Annotated in this window: 25 protein-coding genes; 11 read left to right on the top strand and 14 right to left on the bottom strand. The window is 71.8% G+C overall.

Going from position 1 to position 23,695, the window contains the following annotated elements; genetic code table 11:
- Positions 1-33: 33 nt before the first annotated feature.
- Entirely contained in the window at positions 34-579 is a 546-nt protein-coding gene (locus tag F6W97_RS33230; RefSeq protein ID WP_155374488.1) for a GNAT family N-acetyltransferase, read from the top strand.
- A gap of 87 nt (positions 580-666) precedes the next feature.
- Positions 667-909, top strand: coding sequence for a hypothetical protein (locus tag F6W97_RS33225; RefSeq protein WP_155374487.1), 243 nt, complete (start codon positions 667-669; stop codon positions 907-909).
- Between the two features lie 54 nt (positions 910-963).
- On the opposite strand, the gene F6W97_RS33220 is transcribed toward F6W97_RS33225, so the two are convergent.
- The 3 genes from F6W97_RS33220 to F6W97_RS33210 form a co-directional block, all read right to left on the bottom strand.
- The gene (locus tag F6W97_RS33220; protein ID WP_155374486.1) at positions 964-1,935 is read right to left on the bottom strand and encodes a zinc-binding dehydrogenase; all 972 of its coding nucleotides are present in this window, start codon (positions 1,933-1,935) and stop codon (positions 964-966) included.
- 308 nt (positions 1,936-2,243) lie between these two features.
- Positions 2,244-3,368, bottom strand: a complete 1,125-nt coding sequence (locus F6W97_RS33215) for an NAD(P)-dependent malic enzyme (RefSeq protein WP_155374530.1) — start codon at positions 3,366-3,368, stop codon at positions 2,244-2,246.
- Between the two features lie 232 nt (positions 3,369-3,600).
- Positions 3,601-3,981 carry a S24/S26 family peptidase gene (locus F6W97_RS33210; protein ID WP_155374485.1) on the bottom strand — a complete coding sequence of 127 codons (381 nt, stop codon included), beginning with the start codon at positions 3,979-3,981 and terminating at the stop codon, positions 3,601-3,603.
- A gap of 37 nt (positions 3,982-4,018) precedes the next feature.
- Between F6W97_RS33210 and sodN the strand changes: the two genes are divergently transcribed.
- Both sodN and F6W97_RS33200 read left to right on the top strand, forming a co-directional pair.
- On the top strand, positions 4,019-4,429 hold the full coding sequence (gene sodN / locus F6W97_RS33205; RefSeq protein WP_144122344.1) for a superoxide dismutase, Ni: 411 nt from the start codon (positions 4,019-4,021) through the stop codon (positions 4,427-4,429).
- A gap of 118 nt (positions 4,430-4,547) precedes the next feature.
- Positions 4,548-4,958 (top strand): ATP-binding protein, encoded by a 411-nt coding sequence (locus tag F6W97_RS33200; RefSeq protein WP_407924631.1) that lies wholly within the window; start codon positions 4,548-4,550, stop codon positions 4,956-4,958.
- A gap of 315 nt (positions 4,959-5,273) precedes the next feature.
- Here F6W97_RS33200 and F6W97_RS33195 read toward each other — a convergent pair whose 3' ends face one another.
- The gene (locus tag F6W97_RS33195) at positions 5,274-5,678 is read right to left on the bottom strand and encodes a hypothetical protein (protein ID WP_155374484.1); all 405 of its coding nucleotides are present in this window, start codon (positions 5,676-5,678) and stop codon (positions 5,274-5,276) included.
- Positions 5,679-5,769: 91 nt separating this feature from the next.
- Between F6W97_RS33195 and F6W97_RS33190 the strand changes: the two genes are divergently transcribed.
- Both F6W97_RS33190 and F6W97_RS33185 read left to right on the top strand, forming a co-directional pair.
- Positions 5,770-6,711 (top strand): diacylglycerol/lipid kinase family protein, encoded by a 942-nt coding sequence (locus F6W97_RS33190; RefSeq protein ID WP_155374483.1) that lies wholly within the window; start codon positions 5,770-5,772, stop codon positions 6,709-6,711.
- A gap of 409 nt (positions 6,712-7,120) precedes the next feature.
- Positions 7,121-7,375 carry a WhiB family transcriptional regulator gene (locus F6W97_RS33185; protein ID WP_120318209.1) on the top strand — a complete coding sequence of 85 codons (255 nt, stop codon included), beginning with the start codon at positions 7,121-7,123 and terminating at the stop codon, positions 7,373-7,375.
- Between the two features lie 263 nt (positions 7,376-7,638).
- Here the strand turns inward: F6W97_RS33185 and F6W97_RS33180 are convergent, their stop codons facing one another.
- From F6W97_RS33180 to F6W97_RS33160, 5 genes are all read right to left on the bottom strand, one after another.
- A complete protein-coding gene (locus F6W97_RS33180) occupies positions 7,639-8,382 on the bottom strand; it encodes a sirohydrochlorin chelatase (protein WP_155374482.1) in 744 nt (247 codons plus the stop codon).
- Positions 8,372-9,082, bottom strand: coding sequence for a phosphoadenylyl-sulfate reductase (locus tag F6W97_RS33175; protein ID WP_155374481.1), 711 nt, complete (start codon positions 9,080-9,082; stop codon positions 8,372-8,374). The genes F6W97_RS33180 and F6W97_RS33175 overlap by 11 nt, the downstream gene beginning before the upstream one ends.
- A 262-nt stretch (positions 9,083-9,344) precedes the next feature.
- Positions 9,345-11,048, bottom strand: coding sequence for a nitrite/sulfite reductase (locus F6W97_RS33170; protein ID WP_155374480.1), 1,704 nt, complete (start codon positions 11,046-11,048; stop codon positions 9,345-9,347).
- A 341-nt stretch (positions 11,049-11,389) separates the two neighbouring features.
- Complete coding sequence (locus F6W97_RS33165) at positions 11,390-12,916, bottom strand: sensor histidine kinase (protein ID WP_155374479.1); 1,527 nt, start codon at positions 12,914-12,916, stop codon at positions 11,390-11,392.
- A 116-nt stretch (positions 12,917-13,032) separates the two neighbouring features.
- Positions 13,033-14,067: an SIS domain-containing protein gene (locus F6W97_RS33160; protein ID WP_155374528.1), complete on the bottom strand. Its 1,035-nt coding sequence runs from the start codon at positions 14,065-14,067 to the stop codon at positions 13,033-13,035.
- A 254-nt stretch (positions 14,068-14,321) separates the two neighbouring features.
- On the opposite strand from F6W97_RS33160, the gene F6W97_RS33155 reads away from it, so the two are divergent.
- A complete protein-coding gene (locus tag F6W97_RS33155) occupies positions 14,322-16,154 on the top strand; it encodes a tetratricopeptide repeat protein (protein ID WP_155374478.1) in 1,833 nt (610 codons plus the stop codon).
- A 117-nt stretch (positions 16,155-16,271) separates the two neighbouring features.
- Here the strand turns inward: F6W97_RS33155 and F6W97_RS33150 are convergent, their stop codons facing one another.
- The gene (locus tag F6W97_RS33150; protein ID WP_155374527.1) at positions 16,272-17,792 is read right to left on the bottom strand and encodes an MDR family MFS transporter; all 1,521 of its coding nucleotides are present in this window, start codon (positions 17,790-17,792) and stop codon (positions 16,272-16,274) included.
- Between the two features lie 218 nt (positions 17,793-18,010).
- On the opposite strand from F6W97_RS33150, the gene F6W97_RS33145 reads away from it, so the two are divergent.
- Positions 18,011-18,622, top strand: a complete 612-nt coding sequence (locus tag F6W97_RS33145) for a TetR/AcrR family transcriptional regulator (protein WP_155374477.1) — start codon at positions 18,011-18,013, stop codon at positions 18,620-18,622.
- Here F6W97_RS33145 and F6W97_RS33140 read toward each other — a convergent pair.
- Together F6W97_RS33140 and F6W97_RS33135 are read right to left on the bottom strand one after the other, a co-directional pair.
- Entirely contained in the window at positions 18,588-19,088 is a 501-nt protein-coding gene (locus F6W97_RS33140) for a GNAT family N-acetyltransferase (RefSeq protein ID WP_155374476.1), read from the bottom strand. The two genes, F6W97_RS33145 and F6W97_RS33140, sit on opposite strands and share 35 nt — an antisense overlap.
- Before the next feature lie 14 nt (positions 19,089-19,102).
- On the bottom strand, positions 19,103-19,318 hold the full coding sequence (locus F6W97_RS33135; protein ID WP_155374475.1) for a biotin/lipoyl-binding carrier protein: 216 nt from the start codon (positions 19,316-19,318) through the stop codon (positions 19,103-19,105).
- 128 nt (positions 19,319-19,446) lie between these two features.
- Here F6W97_RS33135 and F6W97_RS41580 point away from each other — a divergent pair, with 128 nt between their 5' ends.
- Genes F6W97_RS41580 through F6W97_RS33120 form a run of 3 tightly spaced genes read left to right on the top strand, consistent with a single transcriptional unit; the run spans position 19,447 to position 22,531 of the window.
- On the top strand, positions 19,447-19,521 hold the full coding sequence (locus tag F6W97_RS41580) for a 50S ribosomal protein bL37 (protein ID WP_120321693.1): 75 nt from the start codon (positions 19,447-19,449) through the stop codon (positions 19,519-19,521).
- 42 nt (positions 19,522-19,563) lie between these two features.
- On the top strand, positions 19,564-20,625 hold the full coding sequence (locus F6W97_RS33125) for an ATP-binding protein (RefSeq protein WP_155374474.1): 1,062 nt from the start codon (positions 19,564-19,566) through the stop codon (positions 20,623-20,625).
- 58 nt (positions 20,626-20,683) lie between these two features.
- Positions 20,684-22,531 (top strand): vWA domain-containing protein, encoded by a 1,848-nt coding sequence (locus F6W97_RS33120; protein ID WP_155374473.1) that lies wholly within the window; start codon positions 20,684-20,686, stop codon positions 22,529-22,531.
- Between the two features lie 73 nt (positions 22,532-22,604).
- Here the strand turns inward: F6W97_RS33120 and rsrA are convergent, their stop codons facing one another.
- Both rsrA and F6W97_RS33110 read right to left on the bottom strand, forming a co-directional pair.
- Positions 22,605-22,883: a mycothiol system anti-sigma-R factor gene (gene rsrA, locus F6W97_RS33115; RefSeq protein WP_144122332.1), complete on the bottom strand. Its 279-nt coding sequence runs from the start codon at positions 22,881-22,883 to the stop codon at positions 22,605-22,607.
- Positions 22,880-23,689, bottom strand: coding sequence for a sigma-70 family RNA polymerase sigma factor (locus F6W97_RS33110; protein WP_155374526.1), 810 nt, complete (start codon positions 23,687-23,689; stop codon positions 22,880-22,882). The genes rsrA and F6W97_RS33110 overlap by 4 nt, the downstream gene beginning before the upstream one ends.
- Between the last annotated feature and the right edge of the window lie 6 nt (positions 23,690-23,695).

The raw sequence follows: 23,695 nt of genomic DNA, 5'->3' as shown, positions 1-23,695 counted from the left end.
GATCGTGATCACCGCTAGTGGAAGAGGACCAGCATGTTCGCACTCCCCCTCGGCGACGGCGCAGAGCTGCGGCCGCTGGAGCCGTGGCAGGCCGAGGAGTTCCTGGCGCACATCGACCGCGCGCGGGCCGACGTCGACCCGTGGATCCCGTGGGCGAGCCGCTCCACCGATCTGGACTCGGCTCGCGCCACCCTGCAGCGCTACGCCGACATGCAGGCCGCGGGCACCGGCCGCATCGTCGGCATCTGGCTGGACGGCACGCTGGTCGGCGGCACCATGCTGTTCGCCGTGAACGCCGAGTTCGGCAACGGCGAGATCGGGGTATGGCTGGAGCCGGCCGGTCAGGGCCGCGGGCTCATCACCCGGGCGTGCCGGGCGATGCTCGACTGGGCGTTCCGGGCGCGCGGCCTGAGCCGGGTGGAGTGGCAGACCAGGCCGGACAACGTACGCAGCCTCGCCGTGGCGGCCCGGCTGGGCATGACCCGGGAGGGCGTGCTGCGCGAGTCCTACCCGTACCGCGGCAAGCGGCACGACAGCGAGGTCTGGTCGGTGCTGGCGCATGAGTGGCCGCCCGCCTGAGTGCGGAGTTGCGCATCCTGATCGGACAGAGCATCATCAACAATGTCGATGAACGATGCTGTCGATCGCCGAACCTGGGGAGGATGCGTGCACGAGCCGATCACGCAGGCGGGTGCCGTCGGACCGCACAGCGGTCAGGCGGAACGCGGTGCGGGCGGGAGCGGCCGGGTGGCATACCCCCGGGTGTCTCCATGCCTGCACTGCGCCCGCCCGGTGCTGCGCGACAACGACGGCCGCTGGATCCACGCGGATCTGAGCTACGTCTGCCGCGACCCGTGGGGCGGGCTGACGGCGACCACGGCGGAACCGGCGGCCGCCCCGCGGACCTGACGCGGTGGGGCGGGCACTGCCAAGTTCACCGGCGCGCAGACGTGGTCTCGAGGCTCAGCCCTGGTGGTCGAGCACGATCTTGCCGAAGCCCGCGCCCGCGGCCAGCCGCTCGAAGGCCCCGCGAGCGTCGGCGAAGTCGAAGACGGTGTCCACCACCGGCGCGATCTTCCGGGCAGCCATCAGCTCCAGCAGCGCCGCCAGCTCGTCGCGGGTGCCCATGGTCGAGCCGACGACCTCCTGCTGCAGGAAGAAGATCCGGCGCAGGTCCACCGTGGCCAGATGCCCCGAGGTCGACCCGGACACCACGATCCGGCCACCCGGTTTCGTGCTCTTCACGGAGTGGTCGAAGGTGGCCTCGCCGACGGTCTCGATCACCACGTCCACCCGCTCGGGCAGCCGCTCGCCCGGGGCCAGCACGGTCGCGCCCAGCCCGGCCGCGCTCTCCCGCTTGGCGGCGTCCCGGCTGGTCGCGTACACCCGCGCGCCCAGCGCCTGGGCCAGCACCACGGCCGCCGTGGCCACACCGCCGCCCGCGCCCTGCACCAGCACGCTGCCGCCGGCCTCCAGCCGCCCGCGCGTGGCGAGCATGCGGTACGCCGTGAGCCAGGCCGTCGGCAGGCACGCCGCGTCCGTCCAGGTCATCCCGTCGGGCTTGGGCACCAGGTTGCGCCGCGGCACGGTCACCAGGTCCGCGAGGGTGCCCTGGTGGCGCTCGGAGAGCAGCGAGCGCTTCGGGTCGAGCGTCTCGTCGCCGTCCCCGGCAGCCGGGTCGCCGACCACCGCGTGCACGACGACCTCGTTGCCGTCCTCGTCGATCCCGGCGGCGTCGCACCCGAGGATCATCGGCAGCTGCTCGGCGGACAGCCCCACGCCGCGCAGCGACCACAGGTCGTGGTGGTTCAGCGCGCTGGCCATCACCCGCACGGTGGTCCATCCCTCGGCGACCTGCGGCTCGGGCCGCTCGCCCACCACGAGACCCGCCAGCGGGTTGTCCGGATTGATCGACTCGGCATAGACAGCACGCATGGCCCGACGCTAACAGCCGTGCGGGATAGCCGCCGCACCCCCCTGAAGCTCCGTTAAGGACCCTCCCCCGCCTCCCCCGCCTCCCCCGCCCTATTCGCCCCGTCGGCAGTTTCCCCGAAACTGCAGGCCGCCTGCGGGTCGGCGACGCGGGGCGTCGGCGAGTCGGGGCGTGGTGGGGCCGGGTGGGGTGGGTCAGGAGAAGGGGGCCTCAGGGCGGGCTGTGGCGCGTGGAGGGCCGGGGCGGGGGTCGGGCCCCGGCTGACCGCGGTGGCGGCTTCAGCGGGGCCCGACGGCCCCGCAGGGGCCGGTCAGGCGCGTACCACGCCCTCGCGGCGCGCGGCGTCGGCCACGGCGGCGGCTACCGCGGGGGCCACCCGCGGGTCGAGCGCGCTGGGCACGATGGCCTCGGCAGACAGCTCGGCGGCGACCACGTCGGCGATGGCGGTCGCGGCGGCCAGTTTCATGCCCTCGGTGATCCGGGTCGCGCGGGCCTCGAGCGCACCGCGGAAGATGCCCGGGAACGCGAGCACGTTGTTGATCTGGTTCGGGAAGTCGCTGCGGCCGGTGGCCACCACGGCGGCGTACCGGCCTGCGACGTCCGGGTGCACCTCGGGCGTCGGGTTGGCCAGCGCGAAGATCATCGCACCGGGGGCCATGCCGGCCACCGCCCGCTCGGGGATCTGCCCGCCGGAGACGCCGATCAGCACGTCCGCGCCGTCCAGCGCCGCCTCGATGCCGCCGGTGACACCGCCCGCGTTGGTGCGCTCGGCCAGGTCGGCCTTCGCCGACCCCGGCACCAGGTCGGGCCGCCCGGCGTGGATCGCGCCGCGCGAGTCGCACACGATCACCGCCGACGCCTCGACCCCGCCCGCGATCAGCATCTTGGTGACCGCGACCCCGGCCGCGCCGGCCCCGGAGACCACCACGCGCAGGTCGCACAGTTTGCGGTCGAGCAGTGTCGCCGCGTTGCGCAGCGCCGCGAAGACGACCACGGCCGTGCCGTGCTGGTCGTCGTGGAACACCGGGATGTCCAGCGCCTCGACCAGTCGCCGCTCGATCTCGAAGCAGCGCGGCGCGGCGATGTCCTCCAGGTTGATGCCGCCGAAGCTGGGCGCGAGCGCCTTGACGATCGACACGATCTCGTCGGTGTCCTGGGTGTCGAGGCAGATCGGCACCGCGTCCACCCCGCCGAACTGCTTGAACAGGACGGCCTTGCCCTCCATCACGGGCATCGCCGCGCGCGGGCCGATGTTGCCCAGGCCGAGCACCGCCGAGCCGTCGGTCACCACCGCGACCGTGTGCCCGACCCAGGTGTACTCGTCCATCAGGGCCGGGTTCTCCGCGATCGCCTCGCACACCAGCGCGACACCGGGTGTGTAGGCGAGGGACAGGTCTTCTCGGGTACTGAGGGGCACCGTGCTGGCGACGGCCATCTTGCCGCCCCGGTGCCGCTCGAATGCTGGATGATCCACTTTGAACTCCACAATGACAACGCACACGAGCCGGTCGGTTCAACGACGGGTCAGCGTTGACACGGCGCGGCGAGGTCACGGGGTTCTCCCGAGGTCAGGAGCATAGTCCCGGGCAAACACATGATCAATGATCGGGGCCACCGGGCGTGGAGCATTTCACACCTGGTGGGGACGGTGTCCGGTTCACGTCCCGTCACTCATCGGCCTCGGACGTCGCGGCGGACGGACGCCGGCCCGGCCGGCCCGGGTGCGGCCAGTAGCGGCACAGCACCCGGCCGAGCACGTCGGCGACCCCGTACGCCCGGGAGTCGTCGGTGACCAGGTCGTTGTCCCCGATCAGCCACCAGCCGCCGCCCTGTGCCCGCTGGACGCGCTTGACCACGAGCAGCTCCGGGCGCGACCGGAAGCTCGCGACCACCACGTCGCCGGGGCGCACCGGCCGGCCGCCGCGGCGAACCAGCAGCATGTCGCCGTGCCGCAGGGTCGGCGCCATGGACGGTCCGTACACGAGTACCGGAAACAGCGGCCAGCGCAAGTGAGCCTCCTCGGCGGAGTAGGGTCGCAAGGGGATCATTGTCCCGTTCAGACCACGTACCTCATGGAGGATCCTGATGCAGTTCTTGAAAGGACGCAGCCTGAAGCCGCGCACGGTGGTCAGCGCTCACTGCGACCTGCCGTGTGGCGTCTACGACCCGGCGCAGGCCCGGATCGAGGCCGAGTCGATCAAGGCCATCTGCGAGAAGTACCAGGCCAACACCGACCCGGAGTTCCGCACCCGGGCGCTGATCATCAAGGAGCAGCGGGCCGAGCTGGTCAAGCACCACCTGTGGGTGCTGTGGACCGACTACTTCAAGGCTCCGCACTTCGAGAAGTACCCGAACCTGAACCAGCTGTTCAACGAGGCCACCAAGCTGGCCGGCGCCGGTGGCACCAAGGGCCAGGCCGACCCGGCCGTCGCCGAGCAGCTGCTGGGCAAGATCGAGGAGATCTCCAAGATCTTCTGGGAGACCAAGCAGGCCTGAGCCTGTACGTCAGCGCCGACGTATGCCGGGTGGCTGGACGGCCACCCGGCATCACCGGACGACGAGTGCGCACAACCGCCCGGCTATGAGCTAGGCTCCGCGCGGGGGGTTGGGCCAGGTGAGTCAGATTCTGCAACCGGCTGCGACGGCGCTTACCGACAACGTCGTCGCCGTCACCGTGCCTGCCGACGGCGGCTGGCTGGGCGTGCTGCGCACCGCGACCGCGGGCCTCGCCGCCCGGTTGCGCTTCGCGGGCGACAAGATCGAAGATCTGCGCATCGCCGTCGACGAGGCATGCGCCATGCTGCTGGTCATCGCCCCGCCGGGCGGGCAGCTGCACTGCCGTTTCGAGATCGGCGACACCGAGCTGACGGTGGCGATCTCCGCCCCGGTCAACGGCAAGAAGAAGCTCCCGGAGAACTCCGCGTTCGCCTGGAAGGTCCTCAGCGGCCTGACCTCACGCGTCGACGCCGAGCAGTCCGACGGCCGGGCCACGATCCGCCTGGTGACCGAACTCCCCACCTCCTGACCCGACGCGGCCGCCCTACCGGCGGCCTCCGCGCCACCAGGCCTCCGCGCCGCCGCACCACCGGCGGCCAAGATCGCCGTTTTGGGTCACAACGTGGGGTCAGACCGCAGAATCCGACCTGAAACGACGATCTCCGCGCCAAACCGCGCCGAACAGCGCCGGACCGCGCCGGACCGCGCCAAAGCCGCGGCCACGGCCGCGCGGGCGTGTAACCCGGGCCGCGACCTCACCTTGATCATCGGACTTGCCGGGCACACGTGCGTATCTTGAGCGCGCATTCGCCCAGTTGCCAGGCAAGTCGGATGACCTTGATGGTCAGCGGGGATTCCAGCCGAGCCAGCGGGTGGTGGTAGGGGCCAGGATGAGGGCCATCACGGCCAGTGCGCTGAGCAGGACCGTCCAGCCGAGCTGGGGCAGGCCGCCGTTAATCATGAAGTAGGCCGGGGCGCAGAGCATCAGCTCCAGCGCCAGCGACGGCCCGCGGGCGCCCGGACGGCGGCGGGCCAGCGCGCGGGCGAGCCCGCCCAGGCTGCCCGCGATGGCCAGCGCGAACAGCGTCACCCCGACGGCCAGCCGGACGTCGGCGGCCTCGGCGGTCAGGTCGGCATAGATCAGCACCGCGCCCAGCACGGTGACCGCGAGCGCCTGCAGTGCCATCAGCGCCACCGCGCCGTACAGGGTGGCGGGCGGGCGGGCAGTGGTCGTTTCGGCGGCGGGCATGAACGCCACCCTAGCGAACCCGTGGTGGCCGCCGTCTCGCCGCGTGCGGGCGGCGTAACGCGAGGTCACCGCACCCGGTACATTCCCGGTCATGCGAGGTCTGCTCGTCGTCAACCCCAAGGCGACCACCACGTCCGCCCGTACCCGGGAGGTGCTGGCCGGCGCGCTGCGCAGCGAGATGGAGCTGACCCTCGGCTTCACCCGCCGCCGCGGCCACGCCTTCGACCTCGCCCGCGATGCCGCGGCCGGGGGCGCCGACGTGATCATCGCGCTCGGCGGCGACGGGACCGTCAACGAGGTCGTCAACGGCCTGATGGCGGCCCAGCGCGGCGCTGACGCCCCGGCGCTCGCCGTGGTGCCCGGCGGGTCGACCAACGTGTTCGTACGCGCCCTGGGCCTGCCCAGGCACGCCGTCGACGCCACCTCGGTGATCCTCAAGGCGCTGCGCCGCGGCACGAGCCGCCGGGTCAGCCTGGGGCTGGCCGACGACCGCTACTTCACCTTCTGCGCGGGCCTCGGCCTCGACGCGGCAGTGGTGCGCCGGGTCGAGCAGGCGCGGCGCAAGGGCCGCCGCTCGACCCCCGGCCTCTACCTGCGCTCCACGCTGGGGCAGTTCTTCGTCGAGGGCCGCCGCGATCCGGGCATCACCCTGGAGGAGCCGGGCGTGGAGCCCGCGGGCGGACTGGCCAACCTGATCATCCAGAACACCGCGCCCTGGACGTATCTCGGGGACCGGCCGATCCATGCCAGCCCGCGCGCGTCATTCGACAGCGGGCTCGATGTTCTTGCGCTGCAAGCGCTTCACCTGCCGAGCACCCTCCATACGGTCACGCAGATGTTGGCCCACCAGCCGGACGACCCCACCGAACGGGGAGACGTCACCGGAAAGAAGATCATGGTGCGCCACGATCTGGCGGAATTCGTCGTCCGTTGCGCCACCCCGCAGGCGTTCCAACTTGACGGGGACTATCTCGGTGAACGCGAAAAGGTGAAATTCACCGCTGTGCCCGGCGCACTGCGCGTAATCTGCTAAGAGTCGCTGTCGAAAGGCGGCGCGGCGGAGATTTGTGTCAATGGGCACACGTGACACACGCAGGAAATACTGGCGACCTATTACGCCCCGTACTACATTGATCACTGACTGTCGGATGTCGGGGGTCAGGGTAACGCCCGGTGATCCGGACAAAACGGTCGTGAGCTTGCTCACCCGTCTGTCCTAATTTCCGGCACCCCCCTTGACATCGTGGGAGTTCGTGAAAGCATTCACAAGCGTACCGAGCGCTGAACCTGTTGCTCCTACACGCGCTGCTGGTTTCGGTAGCGGTCTGTAACCAAATGGATCGCATCCAAATCGCTTCACGCGCGTTCGCATACAGAGAAGCCCGAACGTACCAAACCAAGCGTTAGCAATTTCCACTGCCATCACAAGGAGTGTTTCCGCCATGGACTGGCGCCACCATTCGGTCTGCCGCGACGAAGACCCGGAGCTGTTCTTCCCGATCGGGACGTCTGGCCCCGCGCTACTTCAGGTCGAGCAGGCCAAGAAGGTGTGCGGGCGGTGCCCCGTCTCCACCGAGTGCCTCAAGTGGGCGCTGGAGACCGGGCAGGACGCGGGTGTCTGGGGTGGGATGAGCGAGGAAGAGCGGCGCGCCGTCAAGCGCCGCGGCGGCCTTCGGGTCCGCGCACACTCGCTCTGAGCACCCGCGAAACCGCAACGCCTTCACCGAAAACGTAGAAAGCCCCGAGCACTGATGCTCCGGGGCTTTTACGTTGTCCGGAACCCGACGCCCCCGAGCCCCACGCCCCACGGCCCACGGCCCACGCAACTCTTAAAGAGTCGCGGCCATCCAGACACCTGGATGCCGCGACTCTTTAAGAGTTGCGGCAGGGAGGGGTCGGGCCGGGGCGAGACGGGGCGTGAGCAGGGGCTTACGGCGGGTGAAGGGGTGCGGGAGGCCGCTCAGACGGTCAGCAGGGCGCGGTGCGGTGCGACCGCGTCCACGCGTTGCAGCACGAGGCGAACGAGCTCCCTCGACGCTCCCAGCGGTGCCGCCGCGCCGACAGCGCCCGCGGCGCGGGCATCGGCGATGACGGCCTCGTAGAGGCGGCCCGGCGCGAGGAAGTACGACGCCACCGCCACCCGGCGGGCCCCGCGGGCCCGCAGCGCCTCCACGGCCTCGCCGCCGGTGGGGGCCGCCGCGCTCGCGTACGCCGTGCCGCACGGCACGCCCAGCCGCAGCGTGAGCGCCCCGGCCACCTCGTCGATCATGGCCCGGCCCGAGGCCACGCTGGTGCCGGCCGCGGCGAGCACCACCGCGTCGTAGCCGGTGACCGACTCGTGCAGCCGCCGGACCAGACCGGCCAGCAGCGGCTCGGAGACCTCGCCCAGGGTGTCGGCGATCACGCAGTCGAACCCGGCGACCTGGGCGGGCAGATCCACCCGTCCGTGGTACGCCCGGGTCAGCAGCAGCGGGACCACCACCGGCGCGGGCTCCCCCGCCGCCCGCAGCGCGCCCAGCACGTCCGCCGGGCGCGGGTCGGCCAGCTCCAGGAACGCCACCCGCACGTCCAGACCCGGACGGGCGGCGGCGACCGCGCGGGCCAGGGCCCGGGTCGCCGCCTGCGCCCGGGGGTCGCGGGAGCCGTGCGCGACCAGCACCACGGGCGCTGCCGTGGTGCCGGCCGGCGACGGATCAGGCCGCATGCAGACCGCACTCGGTCTTGTCGAACATGGCCCAGCGGCCCGCGCGGGCGTCCTCGCCGGGCTGGATGCGCCGGGTGCACGGCCAGCAGCCGACCGAGCCGTAGCCCTGGTTCAGCAGCTGGTTGACCGGGATGTCGTAGCGGGCGATGTACTGGTCCACCTCGTCCTGGGTCCAGGTCGCCAGCGGGTTGACCTTGACCTTGCCGCGGGCCTGCTCGAAGTGCACCACCGGCGTGTTGGCGCGGGTCGGCGACTCGTCGCGGCGCAGGCCGGCAGCCCACGCGTCGTACCCGGCCAGTGCGTCCTCCAACGGCTTCACCTTGCGCAGGTAGCAGCACGAGTCCGGGTCGCGCGAGTAGAGCCGCGGGCCGAAGCGCTCGTCCTGCTCGGCGACGCTGATCTCGGGGCGGACCGTCACCACCGTCACCGGGATGGTGCGGGCGACCTGGTCGCGCACCCGCAGCGTCTCCGGGAAGTGCAGGCCGGTGTCGAGGAAGACGACCTCGATGCCGGGCACCACCCGGGCCGCCACGTGGGCCAGCACCGCATCGGCCATGGAACTGGTGACGCAGAAGCGGGGCCCGAACGTCTCGGCGGCCCAGCCGATGATCTCCTCGGCCGGCGCGCCCTCCAGCTCGGCTCCGGCCCGGCCGGCCAGATCCATCAGCTCGGCGGTGGAACGTCGCACGTCGACGGTCATGGCGTCACCCTCCCCAGCAGTCCGATCATCTTCAGCGCGAAAACCCTGCGACATGCTCGGCACTCCCACTGCCCGTGTGTGCTGGCGGGCTCTCCGTCCTCGTTCTCGGGACCCGCGTGCGGCCGGAGGAAGGCCTCCTCGCCGCAGAACGGGCAGTAATACGGCACCGCGCGTTGCGCACCCTCACTCATCGCGCCGCCTCCGGCGTCGCGATGAGTCGGCCGGCACCCATTGATCCCTCGCTGCGCTCACTCATCGCGGCTCACCGCAGCTCTTCTTCGTCCACCCGCAGCACCCATTCCGCGAACGGCTCGGTGGCGTCCTTGCGGCCGTCGAGGTAACGGCGGGCGAGGCGCTCGGCGTACTCCGGCAGCTCCGCGGCGGTGGTCTTGAGGCCGCGCAGCTTGCGGCCGAAGTTCGGGTTCTGGCCCTGGGCCATGCTCAGGCCGCCGCCCAGGTGCACCTGGAAGCCCTCGACCATCTCGCCGTCCGGGCCCGGGACCAGCTGTCCCTTGAGCCCGATGTCGGCGACCTGGGTCCGCGCGCAGGCGTTCGGGCAGCCGTTGACGTTGATCGAGATCGAGCCGTCGATCCGGCCGATGGTGCGCTCCAGGTGCTCGATGGTGCGCGCCGCGGTCGCCTTGGTCTCGACGATCGCGAGCTTGCAGTACTCGATGCCGGTGCATGCCATCGTGTCGCGCCGCCACGACGACGGCCGGGCCTGCAGGCCGATCCCGTCCAGCGCCGCGATCAGCGACTCCACCCTGTCCTCGGCCACGTCGAGCACCAGCAGCTTCTGGTACGGCGTGAGCCGCACCCGCCCCGAGCCGTGGGCTTCGGCGATGTCGGCGACCTGCGCCAGCACCGTGCCGCTGACCCGGCCCGCGACCGCCGCGGCGCCGATGTAGAACCTGCCGTCGCGCTGGCGGTGCACGCCGATGTGGTCGATCGGGTGCTCGGGCAGCTCCGGGGCCGGGCCGTCGACCAGCTTGCGGCCGAGGAACTCGTCCTCCAGGATCTGCCGGAACTTCGCCACGCCCCAGTCGGCGACCAGGAACTTGATGCGGGCCCGCGCGCGCAGGCGGCGGTAGCCGTAGTCGCGGAACAGGCGGGCCACGGCGGCGTACACCTCGGCGACCTCGCCCAGCGGCACCCACGCGCCCAGGCGCTGGGCCAGCATCGGGTTGGTGGACAGGCCGCCGCCGACCCACAGGTCGAAGCCGGGCCCGTGCTCCGGGTGCACGACCCCGAGGAACGAGATGTCGTTGGCCTCGTAGGGCACGTCGGCCAGCCAGGACACCACGGACTTGAACTTGCGGGGCAGATTGGACAGCGCCGGGTCGCCGATGTACTTCTCGACGATCTCGTCGATGGCCGGGGTCGCGTCGAGGACCTCGTGCTCGCTGATCCCGGCGACCGGGCTGCCGAGCACCACGCGCGGGGTGTCGCCGCAGGCCTCCGTGGTGGACAGGCCGACCGCCTCGATCTCGCGCCAGATGGCCGGCACGTCCTCCACCCGCACCCAGTGCAGCTGGATGTTCTGCCGGTCGGTGATGTCGGCGGTGTCGCGGCCGTACTTGGCCGACACGTTCGCGATGGCCCGCAGCTGGGCCAGGTCGAGCTGGCCGCCGTCGATGCGGATGCGGAGCATGAAGTATTCGTCGTCGAGCTCGTGCGGCTCCAGCACCGCGGTACGGCCGCCGTCGATCCCGGGCTTGCGCTGGGTGTAGAGGCCCCACCAGCGCATCCGGCCGCGCAGGTCGGCGGGGTCGATCGAGGCGAAGCCGCGGTGGGCGTAAATGTTCTCGATCCGGGCGCGCACGTTCAGGCCGTTGTCGTCCTTCTTCGTGCGCTCGTTCGGGTTGAGGGGCTCGCGGTGCCCGAGCGCCCACTGACCCTCACCGCGCGGTTTGCGCGCGGCCCGGCCCGGGGTGGTGGCTGGCGTGCTTGCCGCCGATGCTGCCATCGCAGCGTCCTCCTGTAGTCCAGTGAGCGAGGACGCGCCTATGCGCCAGCACCGCGATCATCGCAGTGAATTCAAGAACATGAATGCTCCCGGCGCGTATGCGCGCCCGGGTTTCGAAAAAACGGACGGGCGCAGTCAGCCAGCCGGACAGATGGCGCTGCGCACGCGGCCGAAATCGATGTGGCGGCGGGCGGTGAGCCCGGGCCCCATCAGGCGGCGGTTCGCAGCGGCGGTCATGCAGTCACTTTCTCACGGCGGACAGTCCCGTGCCAATCACCGTTCGCGCAACGTCCCACATTCTGACCGGAGGGTGACGTAGATCGCTCTTTGTTAAAACGGGACTACCTGTCGCGTTTCGCCAGCGGCACGAACAACAGGGCCTCGGTGCCGCCGCCGTCCCGGTTGCGCAGTTCGATGGTCCCGCGCAGCTCACCGGTGGTGAGGGTACGGATGATCTGCAGGCCGAGCCGCTTGTTCGTGGTCGGGTCGAAGTCCTCCGGCAGGCCCCGGCCGTTGTCGGCGACGGTCACGTGCAGCTCCCGCTTGGCGCGGTTGACGTGCACCACCACCTCGGCCCCGTCGGCGACCTTGCCCTCCAGCGAGTCGAAGCCGTGCTCGACGGCGTTGAGCAGCAGCTCGTTGAGCACCATGACCAGCGGCGTGGCGATCTCGGCGGGCAGCACCCCGAAGGTGCCCTCCCGGCGGGTGCGCACCGGCGACTCGGGCGAGGCCACCTCGGCGGCGGCGTTGGCCACCCGGTCCACGATGCCGTCGAACTCGACCGCCTCGTCGGCGGACATGGCCAGCGTCTCGTGCACCAGCGCGATCGAGGCGACCCGGCGCACCGACTCCTCCAGCGCGGCCCGCGCCTCCGGATGGTTGACCCGGCGGGCCTGCAGGCGCAGCAGGGCCGCCACGGTCTGCAGGTTGTTCTTCACCCGGTGGTGGATCTCCCGGATGGTCGCGTCCTTGGTGATCAGCGCGCGGTCCCGGCGCTTGACCTCGGTGATGTCGCGGACCAGCACCAGCGCGCCGATGGGCACGCCGGCCGGCATCAGCGGCAGGGCCCGGCTGAGCACGGTGGCGGTGCGCGCCTCGATCTCCTTGCGCGGCGGCGCGTCCCCGCGCAGCGCGCCCAGGATGCGGTTGCTGGCCTCGGAGCCCTCCAGCGGGTCCTCGGCGAGCCGGTTGAACAGCGCCGCCAGGTCCTCGCCCACCAGGTGGGCGGAGAAGCCGAGCCGCCGGATGGCAGACTGGGCGTTCGGCGAGGCGTAGGTGACCTTGCCGCTGCCGTCCAGCCGGATCAGACCGTCGCCGACCCGCGGCGCGGACGTGGTCTCGCCCGGGTGGCGCACCGACGGGAAGGTGCCGTCGGCGATCATCTGGGCCAGGTCGTCCGCCGTGGTCAGGTAGTTCAGTTCCAGCTGGCTGGGCGTGCGCGCGGTGGACAGGTTCGTGTCCCGACCGACGACCGCGATCACCGCGCCCGCCTCGCCGTCCTCGCCGCGCCGGCGGACCGGGATCGCCTCGTGCCGGGCCGGGGTGTCGCCGTACCAGACCGGGTCGCCCTCGCGCCAGATCCGGCCCTGCTCCCGGGCGACCCCCAGGTGGGCCACCTCGGCCCCGCTGGAGATGCGCCCCACCTGGTCGTCCTGGTACGCCGTCGGGGCCGTGGTCGGCCGCACCTGCGCCACGCAGAGGAACGACTGACCCGCGCTGGGCTCCCCCTCCACCGGCACCCACAGCAGCAGGTCGGCGAAGGACAGGTCGGAGATCAGCTGCCAGTCACCGGCGAGCCGGTGCAGGTGGTCGATGTCGACCGGGCCGAGCGAGGTGTGCTCCTCGACGAGTTCACGCAGCGTTGACACGCAGTCAGCCTCTCATGACAGGGCTGTGTCATGGACGCCTGCTACCACTCGCCCTAATCGGCGGCCTCCTGCGCTTGGCTCCGGAGACCACCGAGCGGCGAGCTACCGCAGGCGTGCTACAGCGTGGCGGTGACCTTCTTCAGGCCGCGGGGGGCGTCGGGGTCCTCGCCGCGGGCCAGCGCCAGCGAGAGGGCGAGCTGCTGCAGCGGCAGGATCTCCAGCAGCGGGGCGTAACGCTCGTCCACGGCCGGCACGGTCAGCAGCGCCTTCGCGCCGGGGACCGCCTCGGGGCCGACCGCGACCACGTCGGCGCGGCGCTCGTCGAGGCGCGCCAGCACCTCGCGCATGGCCTGACCGCCGAGCCCGGCGCCGACCATCGCCAGCACCGGCACGTCCGGGTCGGTCATCGCGAGCGGGCCGTGCAGCAGGTCGGCCCCGGAGAACGCCAGCGCGGGCAGGTACGACGTCTCCATCAGTTTGAGGGCTGCCTCGCGGGCCGACGGGTAGGCGTAGCCCCGGCCGGTGGTGACCATGCGGGCCGCGAACCGGTAGCGCGCGGCCAGGTCGGTCGCGGTGCTGTCGGCGAGCGTGCGGGTGGCCAGCTCGGGCAGCTTGGCCAGGGCGGCGTGCTCGTCGGCGGGCAGCACGCCGTCGCCGGCGCGTACGCCCTCGATCAGCATCAGCAGCGCCATCAGCTCGGCGGTGTAGGTCTTGGTGGCGGCGACGGCCCGCTCGTGTCCGGCGGCGACGTCGACGGACAGCTCCGCGGTCTGCGCCAGCACCGACTCGGGGTTGTTGGTCACCGCGAGGGTGAGCGCGCCGGACTCCCGGGCGACCCGCAGCACCTCGGCCAGGTCGGGCGAGCCGCCGCTCTGCGAGACGCCGATGACCAGGGCGTGCGACAGGTCGGGGCGGGCGCCGAAGACGGTGATCGCGCTCGGCGAGGCGAGCCCGGCGGGCAGCCCGAGGCGGATCTCGGTGAGGTATGCGGCGTAGAGGGCGGCGTGGTCGGAGGTGCCCCGCGCGGTGAACACCACGTGCTGCGGGCGGCGCTCCGCGATCACCTTCGCGACCTGCGCGATGGCGCCGGCGTGCGCCGGCTCCAGCAGCGTCGCGTACACCTCCGGCTGCTCGGCGATGTCGGCTGCCATTCCGGTGCCACGCTGGGCCATCTCTTTCTCCTACCACTTCGCCCTGGAGTGCTGCGCGATATCGCGCGTTCGGTGCGCAGTCTTGCACGTTCATGACTGCTGAAGCAACACACTGCGCAGAAATGAGCAGGGGCACACAACTCAGCCGAGCGGCTCTAGCCTGTCCGTGCCGGAACATGGCCCGTCCGGGCGCAGCCGCTTCGCGCGGCGGCCCAGGGGACTCTCCACGCGTTCCGCGAACCGAGGGAGAGCACGTGGCTGACGGCGTCAACGACCCGCACCAGGAGGCGCTGGGCGAGCTCGCCCTGGCCACGCTGGCCCTCGACGAGCACGACCTCGACCATGCGGTGAGCCATCTGTCCGTGGCGCTGGCGCACGAGCCGGGCCTGCCCGAGGCACACGAGCTGCTGGCGAAGCTGGCCGCCCGCTCCGACGACGGCGGCCTGGCGCTGTTCCGCCCCGGCGAGCGCGCACCGGTGGGCCGCGTCGTCGCGTTCGCGCACGTGCTGGCCCGGCACGGCGGCTACCTCGACGCGCTGAGCCTGCTGGCGCAGGCGACGGTGCACGACCCGAGCCGCCCCTGGGCCGACGTCAGCTGGGTGCAGGCCCTGGACGCCCGCCTGGTTCCCGCCGATCGCCTGGTGCGGGTGCTGCTCGCCGTGCTGGGCGCGCTGCCCGACCCGGCGCCCGCGCCGATCGCCGCGGCCACCCGGCCCTACCTGCACCTCGCCGAGCGCGCGCTGGCCGCCTATCCGCAGGACGCGCTGCTGCACGGGGCGGCCTCCGGGGTGGCCCGGCGGCTGCGCGAGGTGCCGCTGGCACTGCGCTGGGCCCAGCGCGGGGTGGAGCTGGAGTCGACCAAGCTGACCGAGATGTGGTGGGGCAACGCGCTGCGCGCCGACGGCCAGCTCGCCGCCGCGGTGCACGCGATGCGCGCGGCGCAGCGGCACGACCCCGGCGACCTGTCGGTCACCTCGGACCTCGCGCTGTGGCTGACCGAACTCGGGCACACCGCGGAGGCGCTCGAACTGATCGAGCAGGCCCTGGTCCAGGACCCGTCGTACGACTGCGCCGTGCACACCGCGCACCGGCTGCGCTTCCAGTCCGACGGCGACCCCGATCACCTGGTCGCGCTGGCCGACTTCATGCGCACCGCCACCGACGCCAGCCATGAGCACCACGACCTGCAGCACTGCTGCGACGGGCTGCCCTGGCTGGGCTACGTGCCGGCGGCCGTCGAGGCCTGCATGAACGCGCTGCGCCGGACCACCGAACAGGAGCGGGCCTTCCCGGGTGAGCTGGGACTGTCCGCGATGGAGTCACCCAGCGCGCTCGCCCTGCTGAAGCGGGCCTGGCCGGGCGTGGCCGTCGCGGCCGGCGAACCCGGACCGCCGGACCCGCGGGTGGCGTTGCGGCCGGGCGTAAGGCTGTGGGACTTCGACGGCACCCGGCCGTCGCCTGCGCTGGACCCGCCGACCCCGTCCGCCGCCCGGGAGATCGCCGCGATGCTGCCGCTGGGCTGGGCGCCGCCGCCGATGGCGTACGACATGGCGGTGCGGCTGTCTGCGGTGCCGGTCGAGGAGCTGCTGGCGGCGCTGGTGCACCCGCCGACCTCGACCGTGCAGACCGAGCCCGACCGCGTCACCGTGCCGGAGCGCCAGTTGCAGGTGTGGGCCTGCCTCGGCCTGCTGCACCATCGCACCGCCGAGCCGTGGGCGTCCTCGACCCGACGGCGGCTGCTGGTGGAGATCGCCTTCGGCGCCGAGGACTGGACCACCGAAGCCGCCCTCTACGCCCTGGTCACCGCCGCCTGGGTGGACCCGGCCTGCCGCGCCGACGTCGCCGAGCTGGTCGCGGCACGGCTGCGGGCCCTGCTCGAGGCCCGGCGCACCCGCGCGGTCACCATCGCGGCGTCGGTGGCCCAGCTCGCCTTCATCACCCCGGGCATGCCCGCCCCGGTCCGCGCGCTGGCCCGCGAGCTGGCCGAGGACCAGTGGCCCGCTTCTGCCGCGTACACGCCCGGCCCGGTCGCGCCGCTGCCCCGCCCTCGGCGCTCCTGGCTCGGCCGCCTGCTCGGCCGCGGCTGAACGCCGCTCCGAGGTGGGGCCGCCGAACGCGGCGAGGCCCCGTCATCGGCTGCGGATACAGCCGGGACGGGGCCTCGCTCAAGCAGGTGCGCCGATCGGCTCAGGCACCTGCGTAGATCATTCGACGGCCACGAGCGGGCGGGGAGCCTGCTCGCCGTCGGCGCCGGTCATGCCCTCGGAGCCGCGCAGCGGGACCTCCTTGATGAACCAGGCCGCGATCGGGACCAGGATCGCGAAGCCCAGCGCCCACCAGAACAGGCCCGAGGTGGCGTACGCGATGCCGTGCAGCACCGCCTCCTTGATCGGGGCCGGCAGCTGCTCCAGCTTGTCCGGCTGCAGGCCGCCCACGTCGAACGACATGCCGCCGGCCGGCGCGCCCGCCGGCATGGAGCCCGCCAGGTCGTCCTTGAGCCGGTTGACGAAGACGGCACCGAAGATCGAGACACCGAACGAGCCGCCGATGGAGCGCACGAACGTCGCGGTCGAGCTGGAGACGCCCAGGTCCTTCTGCTCCACGCTGTTCTGCGCGATCAGCATGGTGGTCTGCATCAGGAAGCCCATGCCGACGCCGAGCACCACCATGTAGACCGAGGACTCGGCGATGGAGGTGTCGACGTCGAGGCGGGTCAGCAGCACCATGGCCAGGGCGAGCGTGACGCCGCCGATGATCGGGAACATGCGGTACCGGCCGGTCTTGGTGATGGTCCGGCCGGCCACGATCGAGGTGACCATCATGCCGAGCATCATCGGCAGCAGCAGCAGGCCGCTGTTGGTGGCCGAAGCCCCCTGCACGGTCTGGATGTAGAGCGGCAGGAAGGAGATCGCGCCGAACATCGCGAAGCCGACCATGAAGCCGATGATCGAGACCAGGCTGAAGTTGCGGTTGCGGAAGATGCCCAGCGGCAGGATCGGCTCGGCGACCCGGGTCTGCGTCCACAGGAAGATCGCGAGCATCAGCACGCCGACGACGGCCATGCCGATGATCTCCTTGGAGCCCCAGGCGTACTTGTTGCCGCCCCAGGTGGTGATCAGCACGAGTGCGGTGACGCCGACGCTGAGCAGCGCGGCTCCCAGCCAGTCGATGCGGTGCTCGGTGCGGTACTTGGGCAGGTGCAGCGTGGTGGCCAGCACGAACAGCGCGATGCCGCCGATCGGCAGGTTCACGTAGAACGCCCAGCGCCAGTCGAAGTGGTCGGTGATGACACCGCCGATGAGCGGGCCGCCGACCATCGCGATACCCATGATCGCGGCCATCATGCCCTGGTACTTGCCGCGCTCGCGGGGCGAGACCAGATCACCGATGATCGCCATGGCGCCCACCATCAGACCGCCGGCGCCGAGGCCCTGCAGCGCCCGGAAACCGATGAGCTGGTTCATGCCCGAGGCGGGGTCGATCTCACCGGCCGCGCCGGACAGCGCTGAGCCGACCAGGAAGATGACGATCGAGACCAGGAAGATGGTCTTGCGCCCGTACAGGTCGCCCAGCTTGCCCCAGATGGGGGTGGAGATGGTGGTGCCGAGCACGTACGCCGTGACCACCCAGGAGAGCTTGTCGAGGCCGCCCAGCTCGCCGACGATGCGGGGCATGGCGGTGCCGATGATCATGTTGTCGAGCATCGCCAGCAGGATGGCCAGCATCAGGCCGGGCAGCACCACGCGAAGATTGGGTTTGGGGATTTCAGGGGAGGACGTCCGGTCCTGGACTGTGGTCACGGGGGCTCCACTCGTTCACCGGCACGCTTACCTGCCGCCCGGCTAGAATATTTACTAGCCGTACGGTAAGTTCCCTACTTGCCGGCCGTCAAGTTAGTTCGCGCGACCGGATGACAGTGTGGTCGACGTAACACGGAGCAGTGATGAACGAGCCCGCAGCCAGCCGTGCCGAGCCCCGGCCGGACACCCGCGCCCGCATCCAGACCGTCGCCCTCGACCTCTTCACCGAGCAGGGCTACGACGCCACCTCGCTGCGGGAGATCGCGGAGAGCCTGGGTGTCACCAAGGCCGCCCTCTACTACCACTTCAAGAGCAAAGAGGAGATCGTCGACAGCTTCAGCGCCGACCAGCTCGTCAAGCTCGACAAGATCGTGGAGTGGGCCCGCACCCAGCCCGACCCGAGCTCCTTCGAGTTCCGGCGCGAGCTGCTGCAGCGCTACGCCGACGACCTCTACACCGGCCGGTACTCCAAGGTCATGCAGTTCTTCCACCAGAACCAGCCGGCCTTCAAGAACGCGCCGGCCGGGGCGAAGATGCGCCAGGCCATGATGGACATCATCGGCCTGCTGGTCGAGCCCGAGTCGACGCCGACCGCGAAGCTGCGCGCGGGCATGGCCGTGCTCGCCATCAACACCAGCTGGTTCCTGCTCCGCGACACCGACATCAGCGACGAGGAGCGGCGCGAGGCGGCCATGGAGGTCGCCTTCGACCTGCTCCGCACTAGGCCAGCGGGTAGCGAAGACCCAGCAGGGTGACGCCGGGCAGCGGCGACCAGTCCAGCTCGGGTGCGCGCTCGAAACCCATCCGGGCGTACAGGCGGCGCGCGTCGGCGGCGAAGTCGCGTACGCAGATGACGACGCTGCGGCAGCCCAGCTCTCCGGCGCGGTGCAGGCAGGCCCGCGCCAGCGCCTCGCCCACGCCGCGGCCCTGCGCCTGCGGCGACACGGCGAGCATCCGGAACTCCGCCTCGCCCTCGGTGGCCAGCTCGGCCAGTGGGCTGCCCGGCAGCGCGAAGGTGACCGACCCGAGCACCGCCCCGGTGGCCTCGTCGACGGCGACCAGCACCTCGGCCGCCGCCACCCGGGCGGCCACATCGCGCAGCGTCGGCTCGTACGGGTGGTCTTCGCGGGTCTGCCCGTCGCCACGGTAGGCGGCGACGGACAGCGCGCCGATCGCTTCGTGGTCGGCCGGGGTCGCCGGGCGGACGTGGATCTCGGTCATGCCCGGGGAGGCTACTACTCGATGACCGCGATCAGGTCGCCCTCCTGGACGACGTCGCCCTCGTTGACGGCGATCTTGGAGACCACGCCGTCGGCTTCCACGATGACCGGGATCTCCATCTTCATCGACTCGAGAATGACCAGGGTGTCACCCTCGGACACCTCGTCGCCCGCGGACGCGACGACCTTCCACACGTTGGCCACCATCTCGGCCTTGATCTCCTCGGCCATCGTTTTGCCCCTTCCTGGATCGCAAGCAGGACGAGTCGTATCCAATCACGGAGCGCCCGGACAGCGCCGTTCAACCTGCGCATAGGATCTAAGGCTGCGAACCGCCGAAGACGGAAGGGGTGTTCACCATGGGTAAGAAGGCCCGCAAGAAGAAGGCTCGTAAGGGCTCGAAGGCCAACCACGGCAAGCGACCCAACGCCTAATCACGTTGCCGGAGTGCACGCCGGGGCGGATCATTTCCCGCCGTGCACTCCGCGCTCACGCTCACCCCGGCCCAGCTGCCCGACCTGCTCCTGCACGTCGCGGTGGTCCGGCCTGTCTTCGTGTGGGGCGCGCCCGGCATCGGCAAGAGCTCGCTGGTCCGTGCGTTCGCCGACTCGCTCGGCCTGCCCTGCGTCACCCTCGTCGGCACGCAGCTGGCCGCCGAGGACCTGATCGGCGTACCCGAGCTGCGCGACGGCCGCAGCCGCTTCGCGCCGCCGGAGTCGATCGCCCGCGCGGAGCCGTACTGCCTCTTCCTCGACGAGCTGAACGCCTCCAGCCCCGACGTGCAGAAGGCGTTCTACTCGCTCATCCTCGACCGCCGCATCGGCGAGTACGAGCTGCCGGCCGGCTCGATCGTGATCGGGGCCGGCAACCGCGCCACCGACAACGCGCTCGCCCGCCCGATGGCGTCCGCCCTGGTCAACCGCCTGCTGCACCTGCACCTGCGGGCGTCGGCCGTGGACTGGCTGGGCTGGGCGGCCACGGCGGGCATTCACCCGTGGGTGCTCGACTACCTCACCCAGCGGCCCGACCAGCTGTGGGTGCAGCCACCGAAGACCGAGGAGCCGTTCTCCACCCCGCGCGCCTGGCACATGCTGTCGGACGCCCTGCACTCCTACGGCGACGACATCGTCGAGGACACGCTGCGCCTGCTGGCGGGCGGCACGCTCACCCCGGCGCACGCGTCGGGCTTCTGCGCATACGTCAAGACGGTCCGCCACCGCTACGGCCTGGATGCGATCGTGCGCGGCGACGCCGCCTGGCCGCGCGCCGCGACCGACCGCGACCTGCTGTTCTTCTTCGCCGAGGCGTTCCGGGCCCGGCTGGTCCGGGACCTGCCGGACAGCCGCGAGCACGCGAGCCGGGCCGTGCGCGACTTCGCGATGCGGGCCAAGGGCCTGCTGGTCGAGCTGGCCGAGATCTCGCTGGAGTGCGCGCAGCTCGTGGTCGCCGCCGACGCCGAGGGCCGCCCGGTGCTGCCCGCCTGGTTCCTGGTCGAGGTGACCCGCGACCTGCCGCGCCTGGTCGCGGCCCGCACATGAACGGCCCGGCCGAGCGCACGAAGGGTCACCCGCCGCGCGGGCGCGCAGGCGGCCCGGCATGAGCCGCCGTCGGAGCGAGCCGCGCAAGGATCCGCGGCAGGAGGCCTTCAACAGCGCCGCGCACACCGTCTTCGAGCAGCGCATGTTCCGCACCATGAACGACTCCTCGCACGCCGGCCTGGTGCTGCGCACGTCGTGGACCGAGGACACCGAGCTGAGCCGGGCCCGTGGCTGGGCGCGGGTGCGCTCGGACGGCCGGATAACCGTCAACCGCAACGCCCCCGCCGACCCGGCGGAGTGGATGTGGGTGCTCGCCCACTGCACGCTGCACCTCGGCTTCGGGCACCTGGAGCCGGGCCGGGCCGCCGACCACGCCGCGCAGGCGGCGGCGTGCCTGGCCGTGACCCGGTTCCAGCAGCAGCTGCGGATCGGCACGCCGCCGTTCCCGGTGCCCGCCGAGCTGCCGGGCACCGACGAGGAGCGGCTGGCGGCGCTGTGGCGGGACACCGGCGTGCCCGCCGAGTACGCCGCGCTCGGCTGCGGGGGCGCCTCCTCCGATCAGGACCCGGACTTCACACCGGAACCGGAGCGCGGGCGCTGGGCGCGGCAGGCCGCCGCCGCGACCCCGCCGCCGACCTGGCCGGAGCTGTTCGCGGTCGGGCTGGCCGCCGCCGCCACCGAGGCGGTCGAGTCGGCCGGTCAGCACCGGCCGCGCACCGACGGCGAGCTGGGCCCCGACCACCCGTGGGAGCAGGCGCGGCGCTGGTTCGTGTCGTCGTATCCGCTGCTCGGGGCACTGGCGGCGGGCTTCCGGATCGTCGCCGACGCCGAGCTGGCGCGGGCCTGGCAGATCTCGGTCGCGGCGGTCGACGCCACAGCGGGCGAGATCTACGTGAACCCGCTGCGGCGGATGTCCGCACCGGAGCGCCGCTTCGTGCTCGCGCACGAGATGCTGCACGCAGCCCTGCGCCACGGGCAGCGCGTCGGCCCGCGCGACCCGTACCTGTGGAACGTCGCCACCGACTACGTCATCAACGGCTGGCTGGTGCAGATGGGCGTCGGTGAGCTGCCCGAGGACGTGCTCTACGACCCCGCGCTCAAGGACCACTCCAGCGAGGAGGTGTACGACCTGATCACCGGCAACCTGCGCCGCTACCGCAAGCTGGCCACGCTGCGCGGGCGCGGGCTGGGCGACATGCTCGACCGGCCGATCCCCGGGGCGGGCGAGGCCCGGCGCGCGGGCGACGTCGACGACTTCTGCCGCCGCGCGCTGCTCGGCGGGCTGGCCCACCACGAGCAGACCGGCCGCGGCCTGCTTCCCGCCGGGCTGGTCGCCGAGATCCGGGTGCTGGACCACCCGCCGCCGCCCTGGGACGTGCAGCTGGCGCAGTGGTTCGACCGCTACTTCTCCCCGCTGGAGCCGACCCGCTCGTACGCCCGCGCCTCGCGCCGGCAGGCGTCGGCCCCGGACATCCCGCGCCCCGGCCGGGTCCGGCCCGAGCTGGTCGAGCGGCAGCGCACCTTCGGCGTCGTGCTGGACACCTCGGGTTCGATGAGCACCGAGCTGATGGGCCGGGCGCTGGGCGCGATCGCGGCGTACGCGCTGGCCCGGGATGTGCCCGCGGCGAGGGTGGTGTTCTGCGACGCGGCCGCGTACGACGCGGGCTACCTGCCGGTGGAGGACATCGCGGGCCGGGTGAAGGTGCGCGGACGCGGCGGCACCGAGCTGCAGCCCGGCATCCGGCTGCTGGAGCGGGCCGAGGACTTCCCCGCCGACGGACCGATCCTGATCATCACCGACGGCGACTGCGACGTGCTGCGGGTGCGCCGCGAGCACGCGTACCTGATGCCGGAGCGCGCCCGGCTGCCCTTCACCCCGCGCGGCGAGGTCTTCCGCCTGCGCTGACGGCTTTCGTCCAGACATGATCGAAGCTCCGCCCACCCGAGGTGGCGGAGCTTCGATGCGGAAATTGGGCCGGTCAGCCCAGCTCGCGGGTGGCCTCGACCTCGACCACGAGCTCGGAGAGCTTGGCCCGGAGCCGGTCCTTCAGCTCCGCGGGCGCCTGCTCCTGCCCGCAGCACCGGTTCACCAGCGCCTTGACCTCCTGTTCGATGCCGAACTCGCGCAGGCACGGGGAGCACTCGTCGAGATGCTGCTTGATCAGTGAACGGCGGTCGTCGGAGCATTCGAGGTCCAGGTAGAGGTATACCTCCGTGAGCACCTCGCGGCAGTCGCCGTCCTCGTGTTCCGTCGTCATGACGCCTCCCGAGCGCTGGTCGTGCCCGAGAACCCGCGCTCCGCGGCATAGCCCTCCAGGAGCTTGCGCAGGTTGCGCCGGCCACGGTGCAGCCTGGACATCACGGTGCCGATCGGCGTGTTCATGATGTCCGCGATCTCTTTGTAGGAGAAGCCTTCCACGTCGGCGAGGTAGACCGCCAACCGGAACTCCTCCGGCAACGTCTGCAGCGCGTCCTTGACGTCACTGTCGGGCAGCCGGTCCAGCGCCTCGGTCTCGGCCGAGCGCAGACCCGAGGAGGTGTGCGACTCCGCCTCCGCCAGCTGCCAGTCGGTGATCTCGTCCGTGGGCGCCTGGATGGGCTGACGTTGCCTCTTGCGGTACGAGTTGATGAAGGTGTTGGTGAGGATGCGGTAGAGCCACGCCTTGAGGTTCGTGCCGTCCTCGAACTGGTGGAACGCGGCGTACGCCTTCAGGAACGTCTCCTGGAGCAGGTCCTCGGCGTCGGCCGGGTTACGCGTCATCCGCAGTGCGGCCGCGTATAGCTGGTCGAGGAAGGGCATCGCGTCCCGCTCGAAGCGGGAACGACGCTCTTCGACGCTGTCGGTGCTGGTCAACCGCGAGACCACCCTCGGAGTACGCTGTTGCCGCGGCTCCTTGACAGCGGACCGCAGCGCTGAGGCTGACTCTACCGATGCCAGGTGCACCCGCGGGGCGGGCACCGCGGTAATGCCTGATACCGCGTCGTCGTCCAGCGCCGCCGGCCACGCGGGAGCCGACAGCAGCCGCTCCACGGTCTTCAGCACCGGATCGTCGCCCGACCGCATCAGGCA

Source organism: Catellatospora vulcania, from assembly GCF_009720385.1.
Lineage (GTDB): Bacteria > Actinomycetota > Actinomycetes > Mycobacteriales > Micromonosporaceae > Catellatospora > Catellatospora vulcania.
Note: the sequence above shows the minus strand (reverse complement) of the source record. Positions and strands in the feature narration are given on the sequence as shown.